Origin of the sequence: Taibaiella lutea (genome assembly GCF_008629695.1) — a bacterium.
Lineage (GTDB): Bacteria > Bacteroidota > Bacteroidia > Chitinophagales > Chitinophagaceae > Taibaiella > Taibaiella lutea.
Window position 1 is genome coordinate 704,591 of the sequence record NZ_VWSH01000002.1, and the last position, 25,740, is coordinate 730,330.

A 25,740-nucleotide genomic window follows, 5' to 3' on the forward strand; every position below is an offset into this window, starting at 1 on the left:
GGGCGATTTATAAATGCTTTTCTTCATTTACAAAGCAGCCGATCCTACCATTACATGTTTTTAAGGTTAAACGAATGTTGTATTGAAAAGATTAGAAACGGAATGTATTAACTTGCACAAAAAATTAAACTAATGAGAAAAATAATTTCCCTGATTATTTCCCTTTTTGCATTAGGAGCTCCAAGGACCAATGCACAGGATATTCCAAAGTCTATTTACGACTTTAAAGTAGAAGGTCTCGATGGTGGGACCATAGATTTTTCGGCGTTTAAGGGCAAGAAAATTCTGATTGTAAATACGGCTTCCAAATGCGGTTATACGCCTCAGTATGCTGATCTGCAAAAATTGTATGAAACTTATAAGGACAAACTGGTTATTGTAGGTTTTCCTGCCAATAACTTTATGTTTCAGGAGCCGGGAGATAACAAGAAGATTTCGGAATTCTGTAAACAGAACTATGGCGTAACTTTTCCGATGGCGGCTAAAATTTCGGTGAAGGGAAAAGATATGGCGGCTATATACCAATGGCTTACTAATAAAGATTACAACAACTTTGACAATACAAGCGTTGGCTGGAACTTCCAGAAATACCTTATTGATGAAAAGGGAAACCTGGTTGCTATGTTCCCTTCCAAGGTGAAGCCTATGAGCGATGAAATTGTGAATGCAATTACGAAGTAAGTTTAGATTTTTACATCTAAAATTAAAATTGACAAAAAGCGGTGAACTAATAAGTTTCACCGCTTTTTTTATGACTACAATTACTTTCTCTTTGTCTTCAGTCTGGCTTTCTTTTTAATCAGTCTGAAATGCACATCATTTACATCTGTATCATAATAATAAACAACACCACCTTCTTTTAAAATTCTGTTTTGAAGCTCGGCATCTGACATTTCATTACATGCTGTTGGAATCAGAAATGGTTCTATTATAAGCTTCCATGCACCATCAGCGTAAGTGTATGTGGACATTTCGTAAGTGCAACCATGCAATGGAGGCCCATAAACAGTTATTTCATCACCTCGAATATTATTTAAATCTCCTTCATTGATGAGGTATATATCTTCTCTGTTGGGATTAATATTCAGTGGCTTTATTTCAGAAGAAGAAAACAAAATAGATATATGGAAAATTGCATCTTCCCCTTCGCTTTTCGATGATATTTTTAAACTTGTTTTTTCTTTTAATCCATCACCATTAAAATCACCTGTAATTGAAATTCCAATTTTGCTTTTTGATAAATTTTTATCAGTTACATCATCGCTTTCTTCTGAAATTTTCCATTCACCATTACGTTGTTTATTAAAGATTAAATATCCATTTACATTTATGAATTTACCTGCAAATCCGGATTGTTTCCTGAAGGTTGATTTGTATTGATACTGATTAATTTTTGTTGTTATTATCTTCCCATTTATTGTTTGCGTAAAATCATTATTTTTTTAATAAACGATTCTTTGAAGGAAATTGCTTCTGCGTTCGTTTTTAAATTCCCATAGATAGAAACAGAATCAGCATATAGAACAGCCAGCTTTATCATATCATGCGCTGCAATAGATTTATTCCATTCAATCGTCAAACTTTCTACTTGCTGAGAAATAGAAGTTTCTATTGTCTGACTATAGCTATAAAAACCTGTAATAATAGTCAATATTAAGACTGTAAGATGTTTGAGTATCTTCATCGAGTTTTATAAATGGGCTTTAAGAATCAAAGCGCATTGGTTCAGAATTTCTTTTCCAGCCAGCTTTTCAATTTCTCATCTGTAAAATCTATCCGGACAGGAACAATGGACGCATAGCCGTTATCCAGGGCTTCGACATCTGTATCCATGCCTCTGTCTCTGTTTACGAATTTACCTGTCATCCAAAAATAGTCGCGGCCACGCGGGTCTTTACGTTTTATGAAATTTTCAGACCAGTGTGCATCTGCCTGCCTGCATATTTTTGTGCCTTTAAAATCTTCTTTTGTAACTTTCGGAATGTTGACATTCAAAAGAAAATGTTCCGGCATACGCTCTGCCAGCATCTTTTGTGTAACTTCTCTTACTACTTCTTTAGCTACTGAAAAGTCAGCGTCGAAATTAAAATCCAGTAAAGAAAAACCTGCCGATGGAATGCCTTCGACAGCCGCTTCCATGGCGGCACTCATAGTGCCGGAGTATATAACATTTATAGCTGCATTGGAACCGTGATTAACGCCGCTTAAACATATATTCGGCTTGCGATGCAGGATTACATCATGGGCAAGTTTTACACAGTCAACCGGTGTACCGCTGCTTTGCCACGCTTTAATGCCTAAATCATTGAATACATCTACTTCGTCCAGTCGTAAAGGTTTGCCAATGGTGATAGCATGTCCCATGCCGGATTGCGGACTGTCGGGAGCCACTACAATTACTTCACCCAAATCATGAACGGCTTCTATCAGACTTCTTATGCCCGGAGCTGTTATGCCATCGTCATTTGTTATTAATATGATCGGTTTCATTCTGAATTTAAAAGAATATTTTTTTGCCGGAGTTATAAATCTGATTTTGAAAGTTTGTATCTGCTGATAATATAATAGAGCACAATGTAAACGCAACTTGCTATTACGAAAGCGCTGACAGCCGGCCCTTCTGTTTCGCCTCCTGCCATCTTCATCAATTGTTTAAGCGGTGTGAAGGGTAACAATTCATCGCTGCTTTGCAGCGGTAAATAGCTGCTGAAAGAATAATCGCGCAACTGCCATTTTATAATATTTTCGGCAATGAAGGAATACAGCATGAATAGCCCGATTGCAAGGCCGCTTCGTTTTACAAGAAAAGCAATCATGGCCGCAAAGCCGTAATAATTGAGGCTTAATAAAAACAGATAAGCTAATTTATCCATGCCTTCGGTGGCTCCATCAAAGTTGCCGCTATAAATGCGACCCAAAATCAAACCCCAGATGCCGGCATAAGCTGTTGTAAAAACAGCCAGCAATATTATTATCAGACATTTTGCATGAAAGGCTTGCATGCGTGTCCAGCCATCAATTATATTCTGTCTGCTGGTTTTGTAACGGTATTCGTTAGTAATAAGGATGATGATTAAAAAAGCAATGAACAATACAAGCCAGCTCGTTAAAAAGCCTAATATGCTCCAGACATTGGGAAACCCAAAAAGTTGACCAAACAATTGTGCGCCATTTACGTGGCCGCTGCTGAATTGATAGTTGAATAAAGGCAGAAGCAATGCAAATAATCCTAACAAAATCCAGAATGTGGGATAGTTTTTTACTTTAAGCCATTCGATTTTTAATAGATGGAGCATAATAAGCGAAAGATTTTTAAGGATAATAGTTAAGGTATTCCAAAGATAAGGTATTGCAAAAAGAGGTTTGGTTATTTTTAGCGTAAAATTGCATTACGAAAACAACAGGATTATGCATTCTCTTCATTTAAGATTTTATATAATAGCATTTACATTATTACTAATGCCTTTTTCTGTTTTTACGCAAACGGGAAAATCCGCCATGCCTGTTGATATTACCATTCAGTTTAAGAATAAGGCTGATAATTCCGATTACATATTGTACAATGTGAATAATGATTTGAAGATAGCAGATTTTAAAGGAAGGCCTGATATGAATTCGAATGGTGTCGGTGCAACTTATAGCGGCATTCAGGTGTCTATGGAAGGCAAATCTTTTAATGGTAAAATGGACGTGAATGTTTCCATGATGGTTTATTTTGATAAATCCAACTCATGGATGAAGCCTGAAGGAAAGGACGAAAGGGTATTGAACCATGAACAAATTCATTTTGACCTTACGGGAATATATGCCTGCAGGATGTATCATGCCATTATGAATGAAACATTTAATTCAAAGAATGTAAAGCAAAAGTTGCGTGATATCCAAAGTAAATACACGAATGAGTTACAATCACAGCAAGCATTGTATGATAAGCAAACCAGACACGGCACAATTGCGGACGTTCAGAAAACGTGGGCGGAAAAAGTTCAGCAAATGAAGTCGGAGATTGATTGTATGTAAAGAATGTAATATTGATTTATAATTCGCATTTCTGTATAACTTTGCGCCGATGCAAACAAAATTTCCCATAACAGATTTATCGGCACATAAGGGCCTCCGGTTTCCGGCCAAGGTTATTTCTTATTTATTCCACCCGATGTTTATGCCGGTAGTAATGGCTATTGTTATAAGCTACCTGAATAAATCTGAATTTGTGGGAACAACTCCTGCGGAACGCGGCAATTTTCTGCTGAATATAGTACTCAATACTATCTTTTTCCCGTTGATTACTACATTGTTATTGAAGGCCTTAGGCTTTATAGAAAGTATTCAGCTGAGGACGAATAAAGAAAGAATCATACCGCTTATCGCAACGATGATTTTTTACTTCTGGAATTACTGGTCTTTAAAGCATCTCAATACGCCGTTGTCGCTAAAGGTATTAATGTTGGGTGCATATTGGGGTGTGATATTGGTTTTCATGGCTAATATCTTTATCAAGGTAAGTATGCATACTGCAGCGGCAGGCGGCGCTATCGGTATCGTTATCGTACTGATGATGATTGGTAACTTTAATTTATTGATTCCTCTTTTATTGACAATGTTGATTGGTGGCATTATCGGTACTGCAAGAATGGTGTTGCAGGCACATAAACCGGGAGAAGTCTGGTTAGGTTATCTGATTGGTACTTTAGTACAATTGGGTGCTTATTGGTATCTGAAATAGGGAAAATTGGATTCTTGTTTTATAGATTTGACAACTTTTTAAAAGTTGTCAAATCTTGAATAGCTAAACTGAAAAAGCGGTAATATTAATTTACAGTATTTTCATATTCCTTTATAACACTTACCAACCGCTGAACGTCTTCCACTGAAATAGCATTATACATGGATGCCCTGAAACCACCAACGCTGCGATGACCTTTGATTCCGACAATATCCCTTTCTTTGGCAAAATCAAGGAACATTTCTGTATGCTTGTCGTCATGCGTCCTGAAACACGCATTCATCATACTCCGGTCTTCTTTTTTTGCAACACCGTAAAATAATTTACTTTCGTCGATTGCATCATACAGCAACCTTGCCTTCTCTTCATTGCTTTGCTGCATGGCATCCATTCCGATTGCTTTTATCCAGCGCAATGTTAGTAAGCTACAATAAATTGGAAATACCGGTGGGGTATTCAAAACGGAATTGTTTTTAGCCATGTCCCTGTAAGAAAGGATTTCAGGTAAAACACGTTTTTGCTTTTCCAATAAGGATTTACGAATCACGATCAATGTTACACCTGCGGGACCTATATTTTTTTGTGCTACTGCATATATCAAACTGAATTTGCTATAGTCCAGTTTTCTGCTGTAAAGCTCTGAACTCATGTCCACGATTAATGGAACTTCTGTTTCAGGAAATGAATGGAACTGTGTTCCGTAGATTGTATTGTTACTGGTAAAATGCAAATAAGACAAGTCTTCGGGGGTATCACCCCATTGAGGAATATATTGGAAATTATCTGCTTTTGAACTTCCTAAAACATTTGTATTGCCGTATAGCTTTCCGTTCTTCAGCGCTTCCGATGCCCAATGCCCGCTTTCAATATAACCGGCAGTTTCATTTACAGCAAGGAAATTCATAGGTATCATGCTGAATTGCAAACGACCGCCACCTTGCATCCATACTGCTTGATAATCATTTTTATCCAATCCCAATAATTCCAATGCTAATGTATTGGCTTCTTCAAGAATAGCTTCAAACAATTTGCCTCTATGTGGGATTTCAAGAATAGACAGGCCGCTGTTATTATAATTCAAAATAGCTTCAGAAGCCTGTTGCAATACTTCCTTTGGTAAAGCGGCAGGACCCGCATCGAAATTTATCAGCATTTTAATTTGTGAATAGTCAATAGTGAATTGTCAACAATAATCCGGAGCCTGAAGATTGAGGTTTTATTATTTTACTTTCATTTGAGCGAAGTAGGGATGTTCCGGGTTAACAATTAATTCCTGCTTCAAAGGATGAATTAAAACATCCATGTCTTCCAAAGGAATGGCTCCTAATAATGGTTCGCTATCTCCTGGCAGTACCATAGCATTACAAATTGTGCGTCTGTTTTTGAACTTTAGTTCCACCATACTTACAACATCACATTCTACTATCTGACTATTAGCTAATTGTGCTTTTCTTTTTTCTACAACCGGAAACTGAAGTTGTTCTTGTATGCTTTCATTAATGCAGAGCATATAGCTTCCTGTATCAACCAGAAGATTCAAAGACATTCTTCTGATTTCATCTTCTCCAATTATAAATCGACGAGATAATACAATGTCTTCTGCGTTTATGATCTCAATATCAGCATATACTAATCCCATATCTTATTGTTTTATTCAAATTTACGAATTTTCATTAAGTGTGTCACCCGAAAAAAGTCTGGTAAACATCGCTCACTTTATTCGCTAATTTTATTTCAATATTGAAGTTTTTGGTATCTAATCCTTTTGCATTTGCCTTTGGTATAACAATCACATCCATTCCCATTTTTGCAGCTTCTGCTATTCGTTGTTCAATACGGTTCACCGCACGGATTTCACCGCTTAAGCCAACTTCACCGACAAGACAAACATTGGATGGCAAGGCATTGTCTTCGTAAGAAGAAAGCAATGCACAAACGATGGGTAAATCAATAGCGGGATCTTCAATCTTCAAACCGCCTGCTATATTCAGGAATACGTCTTTCATTCCAAAATGGAAGCCGCCTCTTTTTTCCAGAACAGCCAACAACAATTGCAGGCGACGTAAATCAAAGCCATTGGTGGTTCTTTGCGGCGTTCCGTAAACTGCCTGTGATGCCAAAGCCTGCACTTCAATCATCATAGGTCTTAATCCTTCAATGGCTGCGGCTATTGCTATTCCGCTTAATGGTTCATCATGTTGGGTCAGTAATACCTCTGACGGATTGGTTACACCACGCATGCCCTGGGATGTCATTTCATAAATACCCAATTCGGATGTAGAGCCAAATCGATTTTTGAGCGTCCGTAAGATTCTGTAAGCGTAATGACGATCGCCTTCAAATTGCAAAACGGTGTCTACCATGTGTTCCAGAATTTTCGGTCCCGCTATATTTCCATCCTTGGTAATATGCCCGATAATACAAACAGGCGTTCCGGTCTGCTTGGCGAAACGTTGCAGCTCTGCAGCACATTCCCTGACCTGCGAAACGCTGCCCGGTGCGCTTTCGATAGAGGATGATTCTAAAGTTTGTATGGAATCAATAATGACCCATTGCGGTTTCAGTTTTTTTATTTCCGAAAAGATGACATTTGTGTCCGTGGCCGTAAGTAAATAAAGATTATCATTTTTTACACCAACCCTTTCTGCCCGCATTTTAATCTGATGCGCACTTTCCTCGCCTGATACATAAAGTGTTTTTGCTCCCTGCCATTGCATGGCACATTGTAGAAACAAAGTGGATTTACCAATACCCGGTTCTCCCGCAACCAACACAACAGAGCCCTGCACCAAGCCGCCGCCAAGCGTTCTGTTCAGTTCTTCGTCAGGCAATAACATTCTTGATTCTTCTTCGGCTACAATGGATTCTATGCTTTTGGCTTTACCGGTTTCTTTTTTTTCTTCCGTCCATAAGTCAGAAACATCGTTCTTATTGGAGGCTTTCGTTACTTTTTCTTCTACAAAGGAATTCCACGCGCCGCAACTTGGACATTTCCCTGCCCATTTAGGACTTTCAAATCCACATTGCTGACAAAAGAAGGCTGATTTATTTTTCAAAAGAAGGAGGGATATTTTATTAAGTTTCTGAATTGGAATGCAAGTTATGCAAACCTTATAGGTTTTGAAAACCTATAAGGTTTTATTTTGACAGTAATATTTGATGCTTATTTTTGAGTATTGTTTTAAATTATTACTTATGAAGTATGTGGAAAAATTTAAACCCGAAAGCTACTATCATATTTTTAATCATGCCGTAGGCAATGACAATCTGTTTAGAAATGAAGATAATTATTATTATTTCCTGAAGAGGTATGTGCATTATATTCTGCCGATAGCAAAAACGTTTTCCTACTGTTTATTGCCAAATCATTTTCACCTTTTTATCCAATTCAGAACAGAAGCAGAGATATTGAGCCATTATTGTATCTTAAATGAAGGAGCAATTATTCCTGACAATGAGTTTGATTTTCACAAATTTCTGATGCAACAGTTTAGCAACTTCCTGAACAGTTACACAAAGTCTATAAATAAAAGATACAATAGAAAGGGCGCGCTGTTTTTAGATTATACCAGAAGAATTGAGATTGTGCATCCTCAATATTATAGAAATCTGGTTCATTACATTCACAATAATCCTGTAAAGCATGGGTTTTGTTTATATCCGGAAGAATGGAAGTTCTCCTCTTATAGTGCTCTTTTTCGTATGGACATTTCATCGAGAATAGAAAGAGAGCAAATGATTGAATGGTTTAACGGAGATATTTCAGTGAGCAATTATAATAACACACATAATAAGTTTATGCCTGAATTGTATGTAATTGAATAAACCAAAAATAGTATCCATGTCTGCAAACCTTATAGGTTTTTAAAACCTATAAGGTTTATCATCCGCCGAACAGACATTGAGTAAGGTTCCTTACAATTTCCATCCATAAATATAAACAAAAAAATACCGTCCCGATATTATCAGGACGGCTACTTACTTACTAACCCATTATTATCATAAGTACCCCACAAAAATAAGTCGCAAAAGGCTAAAAATGAAATCGAATTTATCAGTTTTGTCTATATCCTGTTTTGTTCTTTAGCGCATTTTCGTGTCAAATATGCTAAATAAACGTTTGATTTTCAGATTATAATTAAAATTGTGGCATTGTAGGTTTCGTGTTCATAATATTGTCTATCCGCTCCTTTATCTCATTTGTTATTTTTGGATATACGTCCAGCGCTTTTAAGTTTTCCAATAATTGTGCTTCTTTGGTGGCACCTAAAATGGCAGTTGTTACATTCGGATTACTAATGCACCATGCAATAGATAATGTTGCAAGTGTAGTATCCAATTCTTCAGCCACTTGCTGCAATGTTTTAATACGTTCAATTCTGTCTTCCGTAAAAGTTCTGTCTTTCAGCCATTCAAAACCTTCCAATGCCAGACGTGAATCATCAGGAATACCATTGTTGTATTTACCGGACAATAGGCCGGATGCCAAAGGACTCCAGATCGTTGTGCCCATCCCGATATTTTTGAAAATGGTATAATATTCCACTTCCATTTTCTGGCGTTCCAGCAAATTGTATTGCGGTTGTTCCATTGCCGGGCCTTCCAAACCTAACCTTTGTGCTACCGCGTGTGCTTCCATGATTTCAGCGCCGCTCCATTCGCTCGTTCCCCAATAGAATATTTTACCTTGCTGAATCAATGTATTCATGCTCCGCACCACCTCTTCCATCGGAACATTCTTATCTGGACGATGGCAAAAGAACAAGTCCAGGTATTCCAGTTGTAACCTTTGTAAAGCCTCGTCACATGCTTCCATTATGTGTTTGCGGCTTAGTCCGTGTTGGTTAGGCTTGTTTTCCTTGCCCCTCCATCCGAAAAATACTTTGCTTGAAACCGTATAAGACGAACGTTCCCAATTCTTTGATTTCAATACACGGCCCATCATTAGTTCAGATTGGCCTGATGAATATACTTCGGCATTGTCAAAGAAATTGATGCCATTTTCATAAGCAATGCTCATCAACCTGTCCGAAATGCTGTCATCAATCTGCTTTGCAAACGTTACCCACGAACCATAAGACAAAGCACTTAATTGCAGGCCTGTATTGCCCATTCTACGATATTCCATATTTCTTGTTGTATTAGTTTCTCGCAGCGGCGCAGCGTCACTGTGGGAAAATAGAATGTATTATTGAAATTCTTGTCAAATTTAGGGAGCTAAAAGCAAAAGGACTGCAAATAATGCAGCCCTTTTATCTGATGGTATAATCAATGTTTCTTATTAAACCTTAATGCTCAACCATTTTACTTCACAATTAATACTGCTCTGCTTTTTTCAAAATAACAGGAGAAATATTCAGTCCCATGTTTCTGATAATTTCATTGCCGAATTCACTTGTCTTCAATAAAGTAGCATCCGTCATCAAATTATAGAAATCAATTGTAACGGTTTTGCGCATAATGGTTGCGCTCAGGCCACCTGTAATCAGTTCTGCAGCTTCATGCCATCCAAGATATTCCAGCAACATTACGCCGCTCAGAATCAGGGAAGAAGGATTCATGGTATCTGTATTGGCAAAACGTGGCGCAGTGCCATGCGTTGCTTCAAAGATGGCATAACCCGTTTTGTAATTGATATTTGCACCCGGTGCAATACCAATACCACCAACGGCAGCAGCCAATGCATCGGAAATATAATCGCCATTCAGGTTCAGCGTAGCAACTACGGAATAATCTTTAGGCGCCAGCAAAATCTGTTGTAAGAAATTATCAGCAATTACATCATTGATAATGATTTTGCCTGTTTTCTTCGCTTCGCGCAATGCCTCGTTTGCATCCTTCTCACCTTTCTCTTTTTTGATAGCTTCCCATTGGTCCCATGTGAAAACTTTATCGCCATATTCGCGTTGCGCCATTTCATAACCCCAGTTCTTGAAACCACCTTCTGTGTATTTCATGATATTGCCTTTATGTACCAGGCTTACCGTTGGTTTATGATGCTCGATAGCGTAATCGATGGCAGCGCGGATAAGACGCTCAGAACCGTCTTTGGAAACAGGTTTTACCCCAAAGGAAGAAGAATCAGGGAAACGGATTTGTTTCACACCCATTTCCTCCAATAAGAATTTCTTGAATTTTTCAGCTTCAGGCGTACCTGCCATATATTCAATACCTGCATAGATATCTTCGGTATTTTCACGGAAAATAACCATGTCTACCCATTCAGGATGCTTGACAGGGGAGGGTACACCCTGGAACCAACGCACAGGGCGCAAACAAACATACAAATCCAATGTCTGCCGCAAAGCCACATTCAAAGAACGGATACCGCCACCGATAGGCGTTGTCAAAGGCCCTTTGATGGAAATCAGGTATTCCTTAGCCATTTCCAAAGTCTCTTCGGGCAGCCATTGGCCTGTTTGATTAAATGCTTTTTCGCCGGCTAATATTTCTTTCCAGTGAATTTTACGGGTACCGTCATAAGCTTTTTCTATAGCTGCATCCAGTACCTTTGCAGATGCCGACCATATATCCGGCCCGATGCCGTCACCTTCAATAAATGGAATAATAGGATGATTAGGAACTACTAATTTTCCGTCGGCACCCATTGTAATTTTTTCGCCTTGCATGTTATTTTAAAATTTTTATGAACGTCGATTGCTATAACCGATGTTATGCTTTTTTGATTTTTAAAATTGAGGTGCGAATTTAAGCAATTATAGGCTTTAAATGTTATTATCATAAAGAAAACATTGGCTTAAAGATGTTGAATGCTTAAGCCGGAAATACTTTTAAGGATATTATTATCCGGTCAGCTTTTCCCACTTATGTTATCAGAATAATTTTAATGTCTTTGATATTACAGAATGGCTTCCCTGATGCCCCTTGCAACCCGTCCAGTACACTGGAAAGCCTCCCTGATGCTGCGGTCTCTCATCCAGTACACTGGAGAGCTTCCCTGATGCTTCCGGCAACCCGTCCGGTATGCTGGAAAGCTCCCCTGATGCTCCGGTCTCTCATCCAGTACACTGGAAAGCTTTCCCCGACCTTCCGGCTCATAACTCAGGCTGACGGATGGCTTGTATTATTGCCTTAATTTCAGGTATTGCTTCAATAGTTTATAATATTATCAGAATGACAGCACAACATTATTGATTAGTAATTGTATATTATTTACTTTTGACAAAACAATAATGATTTATGGCGTCAGCTAAACCCAGAAATGAGATAAAGATTGGATTGATGGTAGCAATAACGATAACGTTATTTATACTCGGTATTAATTTCTTAAGAGGTAAGGGGCTTTTTTCGTCCGATCAGGGATTCAGCACCATTTACAGTGATATTCAGGGATTGCAGGAATCGGCGGAAGTCAGGCTGAACGGCCTGAAAATCGGTCAGGTAGATAAAATTGAATTGCAGCCCGACAGAAGAATCAAGGTTCATTTTTTATTGAAGAAAGAAATAAAGGTTTCTAAAGGCTCTGTGGTGCAGCTTACAGCTGCCGATTTGATTTCAGGTACCAAAATCCTGAATCTTGAAATGAGCAATGACCCGCAGATATTACCTGAAAACAGTTTTATTCAAAGTAAAGAAGCAGAAGGCTTGTTAGGCAATTTAGGTTCTCAGGTTTCACCTGTCTTAGAGACCGTTACACATACGGTTGTTTCTTTAGATACGCTTTTGAATACAATAAATAATATTATTAACGATGATGCGCGCAAACATTTGAATGCGAGTTTTGCTTCTCTGGAAGTTGGCCTGAACCAATTGTCAGGATTGGCTACAGAACTTAATAAGCAAAGCGGCCAGTTGGCAGGCGTGATTAAAAATGTGAATAGTGTTACCGGCAACCTTGCCTCCAATAATGAGCAGATCAATAATACATTGAGCAATCTTCATGATTTTTCCACTTCTTTAAAAAACGCTCCTGTTCAGGAGACTGTGGATGATTTGCGGAAAGCAGCAGCAGATTTGCAGAGCCTGGTGGCAAAGGCAAACGACAGCAACGGCAGCCTTGGTTTGTTGCTAAACGATAAAAGACTTTATAATAATCTGTCAACTACTTTAGGCACTTTAGATACTTTATTGGGCGATGTGAAAGCGCATCCCGGCAAGTATATTAATGTTTCCGTTTTCGGAAGCAAAGCAAGACAATAACATTATCGTTTTCTATATAACAAAAGTGCAGTTTCTGAATAAGAAACTGCACTTTTCATTGTGTGGTAGTAAATGTGTTACATTAGATAACCGTTATATTTACTGCATTCAATCCTTTTTTGCCATTTTTAACTTCAAAGGTTACTTTGTCGTTTTCACGAAGTTGAAGACCGTTAAGATCAGAAACATGAACGAAAACATCAGGACCTCCGTCATTTGGTTTAATGAATCCAAATCCCTTGGATTCATTGAAAAATTTTACTGTACCTTCTTGCATTTGAGTTTAAATAAAAAAATGAATAATAACCGAAAATAGAAATAATTCAGCAAAAAAGTTCATAAGTTTCTGAAAATTATCTTAAAATAAGTTTAATTCCATGAAAATGTATCAATAAAGAGAATTTGTCTTACAAATTCACAGCTCAGACCGTATCCGATTTTAACCATCCGGTAATACTCATCCGTGGTCTGTGATTCAACAGAACCTCATGAGGCAGTTCATTGCTTTTGAAAAATACCATTTTGCCATTCAGCGGAGCAATCATTTCTACGGTTTCGTTGGCATGATAAATACATAATTGACCTCCATCTTCGCTTTTCCAGCCTTCATTCAGATATATAATAATGGAAAACTGACGACTGTTGTTATGCTGGAATTGATCAACATGCTTTTTGTAAAAAGTATTGGTTTCATACATGGTATAATGGAATTCATAATCTGAAATACCGGCATAGCAAGTAGTGTTCAGATGCAAAACAAAGGCATCCATCACATCAAAAAAAGCATTTTCAAACGGATCGTTATGCGACCTGTCCAGCCAGTAAATGATATCGCTCCGGGTATCTTTATTAAGCAAGGCATGCTGGTTACTGCCTATTCTGGCAGCATGTAATTGGTTTCCGGAGTATAGTTTAGTTAAATTAGTCCTGAGGTTATCTAATAAAGACAGACTTAAGAATTGTTCAGCTATTCCAACCTTCTCATCGATATATTGATCGATAAGGGCATTAAAAATTTCTTCCAATAAAAGGATATGACAGCTGTATAGGGCAAATTGCCGCTAAGGCGAAGGTAGGGTTATTATAGTGTAATATTACTTGTTATCCGGTTATTCGTAATTGTTGGTAGTACTTCTCGTTTTAATATTTAGCTTGTTTGCGTTAAAATCTTAATAGCTGCCAGACTCTTTTCTTCGTCAAGGCCAATCATTGCATCAGTTAGTATAAACTTTGATTTTATTGCCGTCAATGTCGAGTAAAAGCTTCATCTAACAAGTGATTTAGAGAAATTAAAGTGCGAAAAACAAAAGTGGAATCAATCAGGGTTGTTAAGTTTCCAATGTTCATATCTTTCTTTTCTTTTTTTTGCAGAAGAATGATATTGTTGATTCTCTATTCTTACATCATTAATTGTAAGATAGCTGTTGGGAAATTTGTCAATAATTTTTTGTTTATTTTCAGGTGTTAGGTCACGGCAATCAATATTTATTCTATCTATTATTTTATTTGCAAATGACTCAGGTATGACTACCTCTTTGCCTGATATGTAAAGGTCAACATATTTCCAATGTTCTTGCGAAATCTTATCAATAGTATAAAACCCATAATCCGTTTTATTGCCAAATTCTGAATGAATTAAGTGGTTGCTGGTGCTAACAATTGTATAAGGAAATAATGAATCAATTTTATTGAGTTCCTTTTCACTAATATCCCCTTCAAGTGAAAGGTAGCTTATGTCTATAAGTGAAAGTTCTGCCGGAATTTTGATGGAATCAATAAATTCAACCGATAAACTATTGATTCTTGGTAGTTTTAAAATTTCTCCCGGTATTTCACTGACTCTGATACGTATTTCACTATTATATTCCTGATCATGTGCAATTTGTGAGGCATATTTATCTGATGTATCTTTAGGCATTACTAACCAGCCGATTTGTGGTTCCAGGGCCTGTGTTTTATGATTTTGCTTTAATCCAAAAAAACCGGCAACAAATTGCATCGGAAAAGTTTTTGAATGTCCGTCAGGATATAAATCAATCCTTTTAAAATCCACAACAGCCCGTTCGTCAGGAAGGCTTTCCGAGGAGTATAGCATTTTAAAATCATTTCTTTTCCCTGTTTTGTCATAAGGATAGAATTTAATAGCCCATCCGTCAATAATTTTAGGGGCGCCATATTCTTTTTCAGTATGATATTTAAACATGTTACGCCAAAATGCTTTATCAAACTTACCGTTGGACGCATTTATAAACTCATCTAAAATCGGGTCAAGTTCATCAATCCATCAATCTAATTTGTATTTTCTTAATGTATTTGTTTTATCTTTCAATAATTGCCAATCTTGTGGCGTTCCTTTAATAGTTATTTCCGGAATGCCGCACATTACTCTAAGTACAATGTACTCAAAATATGGATGCATCGCCTCCATTGCAGTTATTTGAGTTGCTATTCTTTCATTTGATGTTGTAGTAGAAAAATCAGGTGTTAAATTCGCCATTAATTCTTTGCTCGTATTATCAGAAACTTGCTGAACAAACTGAGGAATGACATTTTCCCATGTAGAAAGGCTGCTTAAAGATTGTTCGTTGCCAATTTGAACAACCAAGCTTTTTTTTCCGTCAAAATTTACAAACATATTGCGAAGTGCCTCTGCATTATTATTTACATGATGCGAAAATCCCTGACAAATCAGTAGCCAAATCATATCAGGAGATATTACAAATGGCCGATGTTCTGAATATGCCGTATGCACCCCATCGAAGAATGGATGTGCGAGTATATCAACCATCTTTTGGGGCATGTGGCTATGAACTATTTGTTGTGGGGCAAATTTATCAATGACATCATTACTGTTCCATTCGGAGAGTAAATTGTCAGGCCGTTTCAATTCTTCTATTTTAAAAGTTTTTCCGGAATCTGGCTGGGCGAAAACAAAATTGGAAGCAAAAACAAAAAATGCAAAGGACAGGATAAATTGTTTTATCATGGGATAGGTATTGATAACGAGCTATAAAAAATAAGACGTACAAGAAAGCCCTCGCATTTGGTTGCGAGGGCTTTCTTTACAAAGATGATTTAAATGGCCTTCGTTTTCCAACTAAATTGGATAATGTTATTTCACCAGCACTATTTTTTGTTTACCGAGGCTTTGTCTTTCATCTTTCAACACTTCCACAAAATACATGCCGTCACTCAGCATATTCAGGTTCAAACTGCAGCTTTTACCTGATTGCAGGTTTTGCCGTTTAATAAAGACCTTAGTTCCTGCTATGTCATAAATGTTGACCGTGACGGGACCATGTACTTCTTTAGTCAAAAGAATACTTACATTTCCTTTAGATGGTACAGGATAGCAGCGGAAAGCAATTTCCTCTTCCTGAACATCAGGTGCATGAATGCCTGTAGGTTGCAATGTAACGGTTGCTTCTGCAACCGGTGTTTTGTGTTCCCTGTGGCCTACTGAATCGACTGCTTCAATATAAAAAGAGTATTGATGCCCGTATTCACCATGAAAAGAGGCATTATTTATAATTTTACGTGATTTTTCATAGGGCGAGTTATCTTTTGATATATAAAGGTCATAATAATACACTTGAGAGCCATTCATGTCATCCCCATTAATATTAAAACTAATTACTGTGTCATTTTGTACAGTAGTACCTGCGATTGTTGATTCCGGTATGTGAAGATCCAATGTATTTATCCAAGGTTCTGTTTCGATAGCTTCATTATTGTCAAAAACAATACTTGCCTTATTTGAAATAATAGTTTCATCAGGCAAGTTCTCTTTTAATCCTATTGTATAATATACGAAGCCTTCGCCATTTGGTGGTATAACATTTGGTGGCAAAAATCCACCTAATGGGTCACTCAATACTTCTCCGGTACTATCTAATGAAAAGAAGCTACAGGAAAGAACACCAGTCAAAGTATCAAACTTTAAATTTGCGCGTATATAATTGTCAGTAGCTAATTGGTAATTTGAGGTAAACTCTTTTCTGTTCATAGGTATATAAAAACTCTTGGTTCCGATACCAAATCCGCCTAATGTAAATGTTGAAAAATCGAACACATTGCTGTCAAGCGTATCAATAACTACTACTTTTTGTGCAGCTAAAGTGGCACTATCCACATTTTCGAAAAATATTGAATAATCAAGCTTTTTATCTCCTTTAATAAAATGTGCTTCACCAAATCCCGATGGACCGTATATAGCATTAGGGTCAAGTGAAGTCCTAACAGATGTATTTTTCCTATCCTCATTGCTTTCTTCTGGACAAGCTTCCTGCATCGTAATATAGGCAGAACTTATGTCAGCTAAACCTGCAGTTATATCATAAGCAAGTTCGACACCAAGTCCCACCGGAGTTGAAAATTCTCCTCCGCATTGAGCCGCCATTGAAGCTAAATTTTTGACTACAGAAGTTGCTGCAACTGCGGCTTCTCCATTGCTTAATCCTCCTTGTAATAGACCGGAAATACCAATATTTGCGCCATCGAAAAGCGTTTTTAACCCTGCTGTAGCACAATCAGCAACAGGAATAGCCAATGCTACACTTGAAACAATAGTATAACCTAAAGAAATTTTTGCCTTCCAACAATCGTCTATCCAGGGGAACCATGGAGATCCCGAATAAGGACCGGAGACACCTGCATAAATGCTCTTATTACCTAGTGAAAAATTTAGGGTAAAAGGTAAATCAACATATCCTCCGGCAGGTATGTTGTATACGATATATTGATATAATTTTCCGTCAGTTGATACGCCGTTTGCAGTTGTCAGAGCTATATATTCTGGTATAGTGTCCGCACCGAGGGCAATTGCTGAATCAGAAAGAAGCAAAGTGTCAAGATAGGTTAGAATAACACCATTTGGTATATTTACGCTTACCATCGCAGAGCCAGCGTTTGTATTGCCATCATTATGAACCCGTACTGTATAAAAATTATCTACCAACCCACGTACCACTCCCCTGCCAAGTATTTGTGTACGTAGGCTTGGAACAAACTCTTCCAGTGTAAAACCGTTTGCAAAAATGAAAGTTGAATCCTCAGTCTGAATTTCTAAAGTGTAAATTCCTGTATTTGCATTGTGTAGGTCTACAACGCAACTATAGTAGGTTCCTTTTTCAGAAGCTAATTTATCAAATGGTTCATAAATATTCCCTACATTATCAATTAACCTGAAAACCATACCGGTATCCAGATTTCCTCCAAATACCTCAAAAATACAATTTCCCTTACCTGACATGGTTGGAGTATAGTATTCTATGCCGGAAACACTCAGGTCAATACTATCCTCGGCATAATGACAGGAATTTTCCACTCTTTGCTTTACAGTAAAAACACCCGGATGTGGGAAATCGTGCAACGGGTTACTTACACTATCCGTTGTGCTATCGCCAAAATCCCACAAATAGTTTTGCGCATGTTTCGAAGTATCTATAAAGCTAAACGTATTCCCAAACCTCACTTTATCAAACCCAGCCACTGGTGGCAATACTGAACATATCTTCACCGTATCCGCCATATAAGTACTGTAATTGCCTGCATTGTCTTTGGTGCGGACATATAGAATATGGTCTGCTGCTGAAAGACCTGACGGGACAGTAATGGTGAAAGTAGTATCTACTTCCGGTGCAGCATTCAGCGCTACCTGTGTGCCATTTCCAAAACCGGGGTCGGTGTCAAAGAAAACCTCTGCAGAAATAATACTGTCGCTGCTGCTCCCATCCATAATCATAAAGGAACGCGACTGGTAATGTGAATACCAGTCAGCATCATTACGTACTCTGGTATGCAAAGTGTGCAATCCCACTTGTGAACTGCTGAAGTTCAGGTGAATGGTATCGTCTATACTTCCCGCGGCAGGTGTGACAGGCAGGCTGGTCCAGGTGTTGGATGTATCCAGCGAATATTCCAGCGCCGTGATATTGGCCATCTGGCTGTTTACCGTTCCCGATGTAAGAAAAACGGGTTTTGCTACATAGTGGCTATTCAGGTTATTAATGCTGTTGGTGCGTATATACAGCGTATGCAGCCCGGGCATTGCACCCGGAAACGAGAGCGTAACGGTATCATTATAGCTTTGCGTATTGGGCGGAAAAGTATAGGTATAATGCGTGCTGTTCAATGAATCAAGAAAATAATCAAAAGCCGTGATAATAGGTTTGGCATAGTTATTGTTGCCCGATGTAAGGAAAAACTGTTTGGATTGAGACGTACTCCAGTCACCGCTTGTATCCTTGAACCGGAAAAAAACGGTATGTACCCCAAGGCTCAGCGAAGTTGTATTGAGATGAAAAACATCATCGACGGCGGCGGCAGGCGTAATCGCTACATAGGTAGCGTTACCCGGCCCCGGGTCGGTATCGAAGGCGTATTCCATGCCCTGTATCTGCTGTGCTTTGCTTCCTAAAGCCCAACATATACAAAGGATGGCTAAAAATATTCTTTGCATAATCGTTCGTTTTATTTAGGAAATGTTTACTGGTTGGCTTTTGCCTTGATGTGCACATCAATACCGTAGCCGGTAGTACCAATGGTTGGCATCTGGATAAAGGAAATGTTCGGTATGATGCTTAGCCCTGAAATAGAGTAGGGGCTGCCGCCGCCGTACATGCCGCAATTACTGCCGCCAACACCGGCACCCAGCGCAGGGCTTCCTGCCTTATCCTGACAGATGTAATCGTAGGCATAGGCGGTACTGCCCCAATGTTGAAATAAATTTGTAACCGCCGCATTGTTGACAGCACCATTGGTCGTATTAAAGGAGGAATCGTACATAACGTTATTTGTCATGCTGATAGTAGCGTAACTTCCGCCTACATTTGTAGCGAAATCACTGGTAGCAGGGGAGTTTAGCTTGTTGGCTATAATATTGTTCCTTACAATGAGCTCTGCCTGTGCTGTGCTGCTTGAAGAACCGCAATAAAAAGCGGTGGAGGAACTACTGTTAGTGCCGTTGTTCCATAAAAGAGTATTGAATTCTGCCGTTACGGAGCTAAGATTCGGAAAACTGCCTGAAGATGCATTATAAACATCTATGAAATAACCATAGTTGCTCTTTTCTATCAGGTTGTTGTTGATGGTTATACCGGTAGAATAATCAATATCAATAACACCGGAAGTATTGGCATTTTGAATCTGGCATTTGTTGATGGTATTGTTGTTGCTGCGAAGCAACTTGATACCTAACTGGCAAAAATTACTCTGGAAAAGAATGTTGTTTACGGTGTCAAAATTTACCTGGGTGCCAAAATGCATACCGGAAATGATGGCTCCCGCAGCACCGGCTTTAATGGTAAAGTCAGCAACGGAGGCGCTCAGTCCGTCGGCTTGCGTATGCGGAGCCGGATTTTGGTTCAGGTTATAGCCAGGCCCCAGCAATACTATCTGCTTGTCGAGCACAACGGTTCCGTAAGAAGTGCCGGAACCCTGCACCAATAATACGGCACCTGTAGGTACAGTATTGATAGCGGTCTGCAGGTTGTCGAAATTGGCGGCATAATTACTATTGTTATTTACCGTAAATATCTGGGCAGAGGCACCTATGCTAAGCATTAATGAAGCAACAATGCATGTTAATTTCTTTTGCATAAAAATATGTTTTTGAAGGGATTAAAAATGAATAATATCTGGAATCAAAAGTACCGGCACGGTTCATTCTGTGCAATAAAGCATATGCGTTATTTTTTTATAATCTACATGCATTATTTTTGCATGAAAGGTATTGCTGATGCGGATATATTGGACCTTAATATTAAGTTGTGTATTGACTATTAGTTTTGGGCAAACGAGTAAGTTGAACGGCCTGAAGAAAGCGCTGAAAGAAACATCTGATGCCCGCCGGCAGGCAGTTTTATTGAACGACATATGCCGGCAGCATTATTCCATTCCCTCCGGTCAGCTGTTGCATTATTCTGACAGGCTTAAAATGCTAAGTAGCACACAGGCTATGGACTCTTTCGGGATGTATGCGGATTATTACAGAGCGCTCTATTATACCGGACAAGGCATGTCGGATTCAGCACTGGCCATTATTGGCCAATATGCTAAAACAAAAGGCTTGACGCAACAATTGTTTTTTGATTTCGAAGCACTTAAGTTTGATAATTACCGGCTGAAAGACAGGCAAGAGGCTGCATTCAGGCAGGCATTATATCTGTTGAATCTGGCAGGGAAAAGCAATATCGCCGGCCAGAAAATAACGGCAGCCTTAAGCACGGCCATTCAATATCGCTATTTGAATGTACAGGAAAGCTACTTAAGCAATTTATATAAAGCGGCTTTTGTGGGCGGAAATATAGATGCTTATCCCGCGGAAAAAGCGGAAGCCAATATATTCAAATGGCTGGCTGTTTATTACGATGAACATGAGGTAATTCCTGATTCCTTTAATTTTTATCTTGATAAAGCCATTGAGGTAGCCCTTAAGTCAGAAAATCTTGCATCACTCGCGCAGGCTTACAACTGGCGTGCCAATACTTTGGTGCGGCGGTTTGAGACCAAAGTGGCCGAACCTTATATTTATAAAAGTGATAGCTTATTTACATTACTGGACGACAGAAGATACGACCATCAACGCTTTCTGTTGAAATATGATTATTATCAGGTTACCAACCGTATAGATAAGGCTATAGCTCTGGCCAAAGCCGAAATAGAAAAGGAGCGGAGGCGGCCTACGGGAAGGCTGGCGAGACTTTATAATACATTACGTATTACTTACGATGAACAAAACGATGATAAGAACCATGCCGCTTATGCCGATTCGCTGATTTATGCACTGGTCGACAGATATGAAGAAACAAGCGCTGCTGAACGCGCTGATTATGAAGCACAATACAAGACTAAGGAAAGAGAATTAGCATTGATACAAAGCCGGCTGAATGCAGCCCGGGAAAAAAATATACGTTACCTGTACATGGCTGTTTTTACAATTGTGGTTTTTATAGCGTTGTTTTCATTCTTTAATTATAAAAAGCAACAAAAGAAACGGCTGGCTAATTTACTGAATGCAGAAGCTCTGGAGAAAGAAGCTGCAATACAACAAGCCAAAGAGAAGGAGCGCAACCGCATCAGCAAAGAACTGCATGATAATATCGGTGCACAGCTAAGCTATATCCGCAGTAATATCAATTTTCTGAAAGAAGCCCCGGCCGGTTTAAGTAACGAAACAAAGCTTGATTTTCTTGATAAAATTGAAAGCACCAGCCAAACAGCTATTTCGGACCTAAGAGAAACGATTTGGGTGCTGCATAAAGACTTCGTTCATTTTGAAGAGTTGGCGGATAAATTGAAGGCACATATTGAAAGGCGGTTAGACAAAAATATCAGCTTAACGGTAGAAGAAGATATCGCATGCCAATGGCAGATGAGTTCGGTAGCCGCCTTGAACATACTGCGTATTTTTCAGGAGGCATTGACTAACACGCTTAAATATGCACAGGCAAGGGAAATTATTCTGACCATCATTTCTCCAAAACCTGAAATATTTGAAATCAGGTTGAGGGATGATGGTATAGGTTTTGTAAGCCAAAACAATCAAAAAAAGAATCATTATGGCTTATCGAATATGCAGGAAAGGGCACAGGATTTTAAATATATTTTCAATATAGAATCAGTACCGGATAACGGAACGGAAGTTATTTTAACAAGCTAAAACTTTATCTATGAACTTGAAAATTGCCATAGTGGACGATAACAGGCGCAATCGTTATTCGCTTGCAGAACAGTTAAGAATCAGCGCAGGGATAGCAGTAATATTGCAGGCCGGGGATGGCGGCGATTATTTGGAACAAATGAAGGTACTGGAACCGGAACAATATCCCGATGTAGTGTTGATGGATATAGAAATGCCGGGCATGAATGGCATTGATACAGTAAGAAATAGTAAAACGCTTTATCCTTCTGTAAAATACCTGATGCTCACTGTATTTGATGACGATGACAAAATATTTGAAGCTATCCGTGCCGGTGCCAATGGCTACCTGCTTAAGGATGAAAAACCAATGGCCATTATTGAATGTATTCAACAATTAGCCGAACTGGATGCGGCTCCTATGAGTCCTTCCATTGCACGTAAAACCCTTGCGTTATTGTCGCAGGCTACCTTAGTTACTTCTGTTGATAAACCGGCTTCTGTGCAGCTATTATCCGAAAGAGAATTGGAGGTATTGAAACAAATGGCTATAGGCAAAGATTATAAACAAATTGCAGCAACCTTATTCTTAAGCACCCATACCATTCGAAAGCATATTGCTAATATTTATGAAAAATTACACGTTACTTCAAAAATACAGGCCGTCAATATTGCACAAAAAAATAATTGGGTTTAGTGCCTGAAAGCTGTATTGTTGAAATTTTGTTCATCGCCTTCTCGCCGGAATAACACATATGTGTTATTGTACCAATTACAATAACAGAATAGTTTTGACCTGATTATTTATTAAAATAAAATTCAGGGTTATGAAACATTTTTATCTGTTATTGTTTTTCTTGTTAGCAGGAGCTGGCTTTTTTACTGCAAGCGGCGCGCCTGTAAACGATGATTGTTCCGGTGCACTGCCCTTAACTATGAATGTTGAGGTTACCGACAATACGCTTACCGCTACTGCTTCCGTACCTGTACCCGCCTGTGGCACTGCAAATGCAGATGTTTGGTATAGCTTCCAGGCTCCCGTGTCCGATTTATATCTCATTGCAAAAGACGTAAGTGCAGGCTCGGTTTCTGTTTATTCCGGCAGCTGTGCCGGGCTTTCCCTCCTGCAGTGCAAACCTCTGTCAGGCTATTCTGCAACTCCGATCTCCCTCACAGGATTATCTGTCGGCAATACTTATTTTGTCCGTATTGTTTCGTCTTATTCATTTTCGTTGCAACTAAAAGAACAGAATATCATAACATCGATGCAAAGCGGTAATTGGAACGATGCTTCCACTTGGGTTGGGGGCGTTGTTCCTTCTTTGGTAGATACAGCAATAATTGCCGGAAATCATACTGTAACAATTGCGGCCACTGCTGAAGCAGGAAAGGTTATCGTTCAGGCAAATGGTAATATTACGCTCAATGATTTTCTTGTTGTACATGATTCTTTGAATAATATGGGAACAATCAATGGTGGAGGGCACATTGGTTTTGGTGGTTTTGGAGATACGGGGCCTGTTTGCTTTTTAAACTCCGGAAATGTGAATCTGAATGCTGCTACAGGTGACCCCGGCATATCGGTTTACAGTACCGGAGGATTGAAGATATTGCTGGATGATATTACAGGTGTGAATAATTTCAACATCAAAACTATTTATCCCGACAATGGTTCGGTTACCGTAAAGAACCGGAATACGGATGTTGCAACTTTACAGGTACATCGTATCAATAAAAATTCTTTTGACGATGTGCCGGTGAACTTCGTGCTGGAGGATGCCGTTAAGCTGAAAATTTCAGGAAATATTACATTCAATCAGGGGATGAGCAGCTTTATAGATACTTTTTCTGTTGCGCCTACGTCATCAATTATTTTTTCCGGTTATGATAATCAATACCTTACAGTTACCAATGGTGTTTTTATAAATACAGGGACGCTTAAAACGGAGTTATCCGATACATTATTCATAAAAATGACAAACCCGCCGGGCGCCAATCCTGTATTGGCCGATTCATTATTTGAAATCTCCGAATATTCGGTAGTGAGCTTTGACAATGAAAATCTATATCAATGCAGGAATATTACTTATTATAATGATGGATTGCAATACGCCAAGGTACTGTTGAATAACAGCGACCTGAAAGTTTTACAAAATTCGGTAATAAACCAGTTTAGCCTGGTTGGGGGCGGTGGCGGAGGTTTTATTCCTTTTAATTTGTTCTACACAAACGGCAGCGGAGGCCTGATTCGTTATGTAACCAACACGCCTGTTGACTATCCTGTTTATACATCCATGGAAAAGCCGGCAACAGTAAAAATCACTAATTCAGGCACCGGAGATTGGATAAAAGTTATTGCAAGAGACAGTTGCCGCACAAACGGAACTTCGGGCCCGGCCATCACGGATAGCGTAGTTAATCAAACCTGGCATATAACAGAAGCAGTCAATGGTGGCTCGAATCTTACCCTGGCTTTCTATTGGTCTGCCGGCAATCATACTGCCGGCTTTAATACTTCTCAATGCGCAATAAGCCATTATACAAATGGCGCCTGGGATGTTTCTCCGGCATTGGTGATGGCCAACTACGATAATGCAACAGGGTGGTATTACGTTTCAAGAAACAATATCACTTCGCTTTCGCCGTTCAGGGTAAGTTCGGCCACGAGTGTTCCTTTGCCTTTGACAAGTATGAAACTTACAGCAGCAGCGGTAAGTAATTCAGAAATAAGTTTAGCAACAGAGGTTATAACAGATAAAGATATAATTGTAGTACTGGAGTATTTATCGGCCGGGAAATGGCAGGACCTGACTACTTTGCAGTTTAGTACAATGAACCGCCAATTCACCTATTTTCATAATGGGCTCAACAAAGGAAATCATCAATATCGTTTGCATGCCATTGATAACAGAGGTGCATCACATTACAGCCATATTGCTTCCGTAAACTTGCCGGGTAGTAACGACGGAGCATTACGGGTTTATCCTAATCCGGCACATACAATGCTTTTCTTTAGTTGTCCGGCAATACCTGATGAAATTAAATGGATTACAGTAACTGACCTGAGTGGTAAAACTATTGCGGAATGTAATAATTGTACTTCATTTGAAGTAGCAAAATGGCCTGCAGGTATTTATTTTCTGAGTGTGGAAGATAAATATGGTATTTCGAAGATTAAGTTTGTTGTAAGCAAATGATAGTGCCATTTTTATGA

At 38.9% G+C, this 25,740-nt stretch carries 21 protein-coding genes and 1 pseudogene; 8 read left to right on the plus strand and 14 right to left on the minus strand.

Annotated elements, in window-relative coordinates; translation table 11 throughout:
- Positions 1-132 precede the first annotated feature (132 nt).
- Positions 133-681, plus strand: coding sequence for a glutathione peroxidase (locus tag F0919_RS10110; RefSeq protein ID WP_150032622.1), 549 nt, complete (start codon positions 133-135; stop codon positions 679-681).
- Between the two features lie 80 nt (positions 682-761).
- Here F0919_RS10110 and F0919_RS10115 read toward each other — a convergent pair whose 3' ends face one another.
- The 4 genes from F0919_RS10115 to F0919_RS10130 form a co-directional block, all read right to left on the minus strand.
- Positions 762-1,115 carry a hypothetical protein gene (locus F0919_RS10115; protein ID WP_150032623.1) on the minus strand — a complete coding sequence of 118 codons (354 nt, stop codon included), beginning with the start codon at positions 1,113-1,115 and terminating at the stop codon, positions 762-764.
- A gap of 299 nt (positions 1,116-1,414) precedes the next feature.
- A complete protein-coding gene (locus tag F0919_RS10120) occupies positions 1,415-1,684 on the minus strand; it encodes a hypothetical protein (RefSeq protein WP_150032624.1) in 270 nt (89 codons plus the stop codon).
- A gap of 41 nt (positions 1,685-1,725) precedes the next feature.
- Positions 1,726-2,490 carry a 5'/3'-nucleotidase SurE gene (surE, locus tag F0919_RS10125; RefSeq protein WP_150032625.1) on the minus strand — a complete coding sequence of 255 codons (765 nt, stop codon included), beginning with the start codon at positions 2,488-2,490 and terminating at the stop codon, positions 1,726-1,728.
- Between the two features lie 32 nt (positions 2,491-2,522).
- Positions 2,523-3,296, minus strand: a complete 774-nt coding sequence (locus tag F0919_RS10130; protein WP_150032626.1) for an ABC transporter permease — start codon at positions 3,294-3,296, stop codon at positions 2,523-2,525.
- Positions 3,297-3,459: 163 nt separating this feature from the next.
- On the opposite strand from F0919_RS10130, the gene F0919_RS10135 reads away from it, so the two are divergent.
- Positions 3,460-4,020: a hypothetical protein gene (locus tag F0919_RS10135; protein WP_150032627.1), complete on the plus strand. Its 561-nt coding sequence runs from the start codon at positions 3,460-3,462 to the stop codon at positions 4,018-4,020.
- Between the two features lie 49 nt (positions 4,021-4,069).
- Positions 4,070-4,726: a hypothetical protein gene (locus F0919_RS10140; RefSeq protein ID WP_150032628.1), complete on the plus strand. Its 657-nt coding sequence runs from the start codon at positions 4,070-4,072 to the stop codon at positions 4,724-4,726.
- Positions 4,727-4,811: 85 nt separating this feature from the next.
- On the opposite strand, the gene serC is transcribed toward F0919_RS10140, so the two are convergent.
- The 3 genes from serC to radA all read right to left on the minus strand — a co-directional run bounded on the left by serC (position 4,812) and on the right by radA (position 7,782).
- The gene (serC, locus tag F0919_RS10145) at positions 4,812-5,879 is read right to left on the minus strand and encodes a 3-phosphoserine/phosphohydroxythreonine transaminase (RefSeq protein ID WP_150032629.1); all 1,068 of its coding nucleotides are present in this window, start codon (positions 5,877-5,879) and stop codon (positions 4,812-4,814) included.
- 66 nt (positions 5,880-5,945) lie between these two features.
- Entirely contained in the window at positions 5,946-6,365 is a 420-nt protein-coding gene (locus F0919_RS10150) for an aspartyl protease family protein (RefSeq protein WP_150032630.1), read from the minus strand.
- Between the two features lie 43 nt (positions 6,366-6,408).
- Positions 6,409-7,782 carry a DNA repair protein RadA gene (gene radA / locus F0919_RS10155; protein WP_150032631.1) on the minus strand — a complete coding sequence of 458 codons (1,374 nt, stop codon included), beginning with the start codon at positions 7,780-7,782 and terminating at the stop codon, positions 6,409-6,411.
- A gap of 139 nt (positions 7,783-7,921) precedes the next feature.
- Between radA and F0919_RS10160 the strand changes: the two genes are divergently transcribed.
- Positions 7,922-8,551, plus strand: a complete 630-nt coding sequence (locus F0919_RS10160) for a hypothetical protein (protein ID WP_150032632.1) — start codon at positions 7,922-7,924, stop codon at positions 8,549-8,551.
- Between the two features lie 313 nt (positions 8,552-8,864).
- Here the strand turns inward: F0919_RS10160 and F0919_RS10165 are convergent, their stop codons facing one another.
- The gene (locus tag F0919_RS10165; RefSeq protein ID WP_150032633.1) at positions 8,865-9,854 is read right to left on the minus strand and encodes a potassium channel beta subunit family protein; all 990 of its coding nucleotides are present in this window, start codon (positions 9,852-9,854) and stop codon (positions 8,865-8,867) included.
- Positions 9,855-10,041: 187 nt separating this feature from the next.
- Positions 10,042-11,355 carry an NADP-dependent isocitrate dehydrogenase gene (icd, locus tag F0919_RS10170; RefSeq protein WP_150032634.1) on the minus strand — a complete coding sequence of 438 codons (1,314 nt, stop codon included), beginning with the start codon at positions 11,353-11,355 and terminating at the stop codon, positions 10,042-10,044.
- Between the two features lie 571 nt (positions 11,356-11,926).
- Here icd and F0919_RS10175 point away from each other — a divergent pair.
- Entirely contained in the window at positions 11,927-12,886 is a 960-nt protein-coding gene (locus F0919_RS10175) for an MlaD family protein (RefSeq protein WP_150032635.1), read from the plus strand.
- An 82-nt stretch (positions 12,887-12,968) separates the two neighbouring features.
- On the opposite strand, the gene F0919_RS10180 is transcribed toward F0919_RS10175, so the two are convergent.
- The 5 genes and pseudogenes from F0919_RS10180 to F0919_RS10205 form a co-directional block, all read right to left on the minus strand.
- Positions 12,969-13,163: a cold-shock protein gene (locus tag F0919_RS10180; RefSeq protein WP_150032636.1), complete on the minus strand. Its 195-nt coding sequence runs from the start codon at positions 13,161-13,163 to the stop codon at positions 12,969-12,971.
- A gap of 145 nt (positions 13,164-13,308) precedes the next feature.
- Positions 13,309-13,911 carry a 2OG-Fe(II) oxygenase gene (locus F0919_RS10185; RefSeq protein ID WP_150032637.1) on the minus strand — a complete coding sequence of 201 codons (603 nt, stop codon included), beginning with the start codon at positions 13,909-13,911 and terminating at the stop codon, positions 13,309-13,311.
- Positions 13,912-14,201: 290 nt separating this feature from the next.
- Positions 14,202-15,872 (minus strand): annotated as a pseudogene (locus F0919_RS10190) (DUF4419 domain-containing protein).
- Positions 15,873-15,998: 126 nt separating this feature from the next.
- Positions 15,999-19,346, minus strand: a complete 3,348-nt coding sequence (locus F0919_RS10200) for a DUF7619 domain-containing protein (RefSeq protein ID WP_150032640.1) — start codon at positions 19,344-19,346, stop codon at positions 15,999-16,001.
- A gap of 26 nt (positions 19,347-19,372) precedes the next feature.
- On the minus strand, positions 19,373-20,485 hold the full coding sequence (locus F0919_RS10205) for a right-handed parallel beta-helix repeat-containing protein (RefSeq protein ID WP_150032641.1): 1,113 nt from the start codon (positions 20,483-20,485) through the stop codon (positions 19,373-19,375).
- Between the two features lie 175 nt (positions 20,486-20,660).
- Between F0919_RS10205 and F0919_RS10210 the strand changes: the two genes are divergently transcribed.
- From F0919_RS10210 to F0919_RS10220, 3 genes are all read left to right on the plus strand, one after another.
- On the plus strand, positions 20,661-22,547 hold the full coding sequence (locus F0919_RS10210; protein ID WP_190277342.1) for a histidine kinase: 1,887 nt from the start codon (positions 20,661-20,663) through the stop codon (positions 22,545-22,547).
- Positions 22,548-22,557: 10 nt separating this feature from the next.
- Positions 22,558-23,223: a response regulator gene (locus F0919_RS10215; RefSeq protein ID WP_150032643.1), complete on the plus strand. Its 666-nt coding sequence runs from the start codon at positions 22,558-22,560 to the stop codon at positions 23,221-23,223.
- A 130-nt stretch (positions 23,224-23,353) separates the two neighbouring features.
- On the plus strand, positions 23,354-25,723 hold the full coding sequence (locus tag F0919_RS10220) for a T9SS type A sorting domain-containing protein (protein WP_150032644.1): 2,370 nt from the start codon (positions 23,354-23,356) through the stop codon (positions 25,721-25,723).
- The last annotated feature ends 17 nt before the right edge of the window (positions 25,724-25,740 follow it).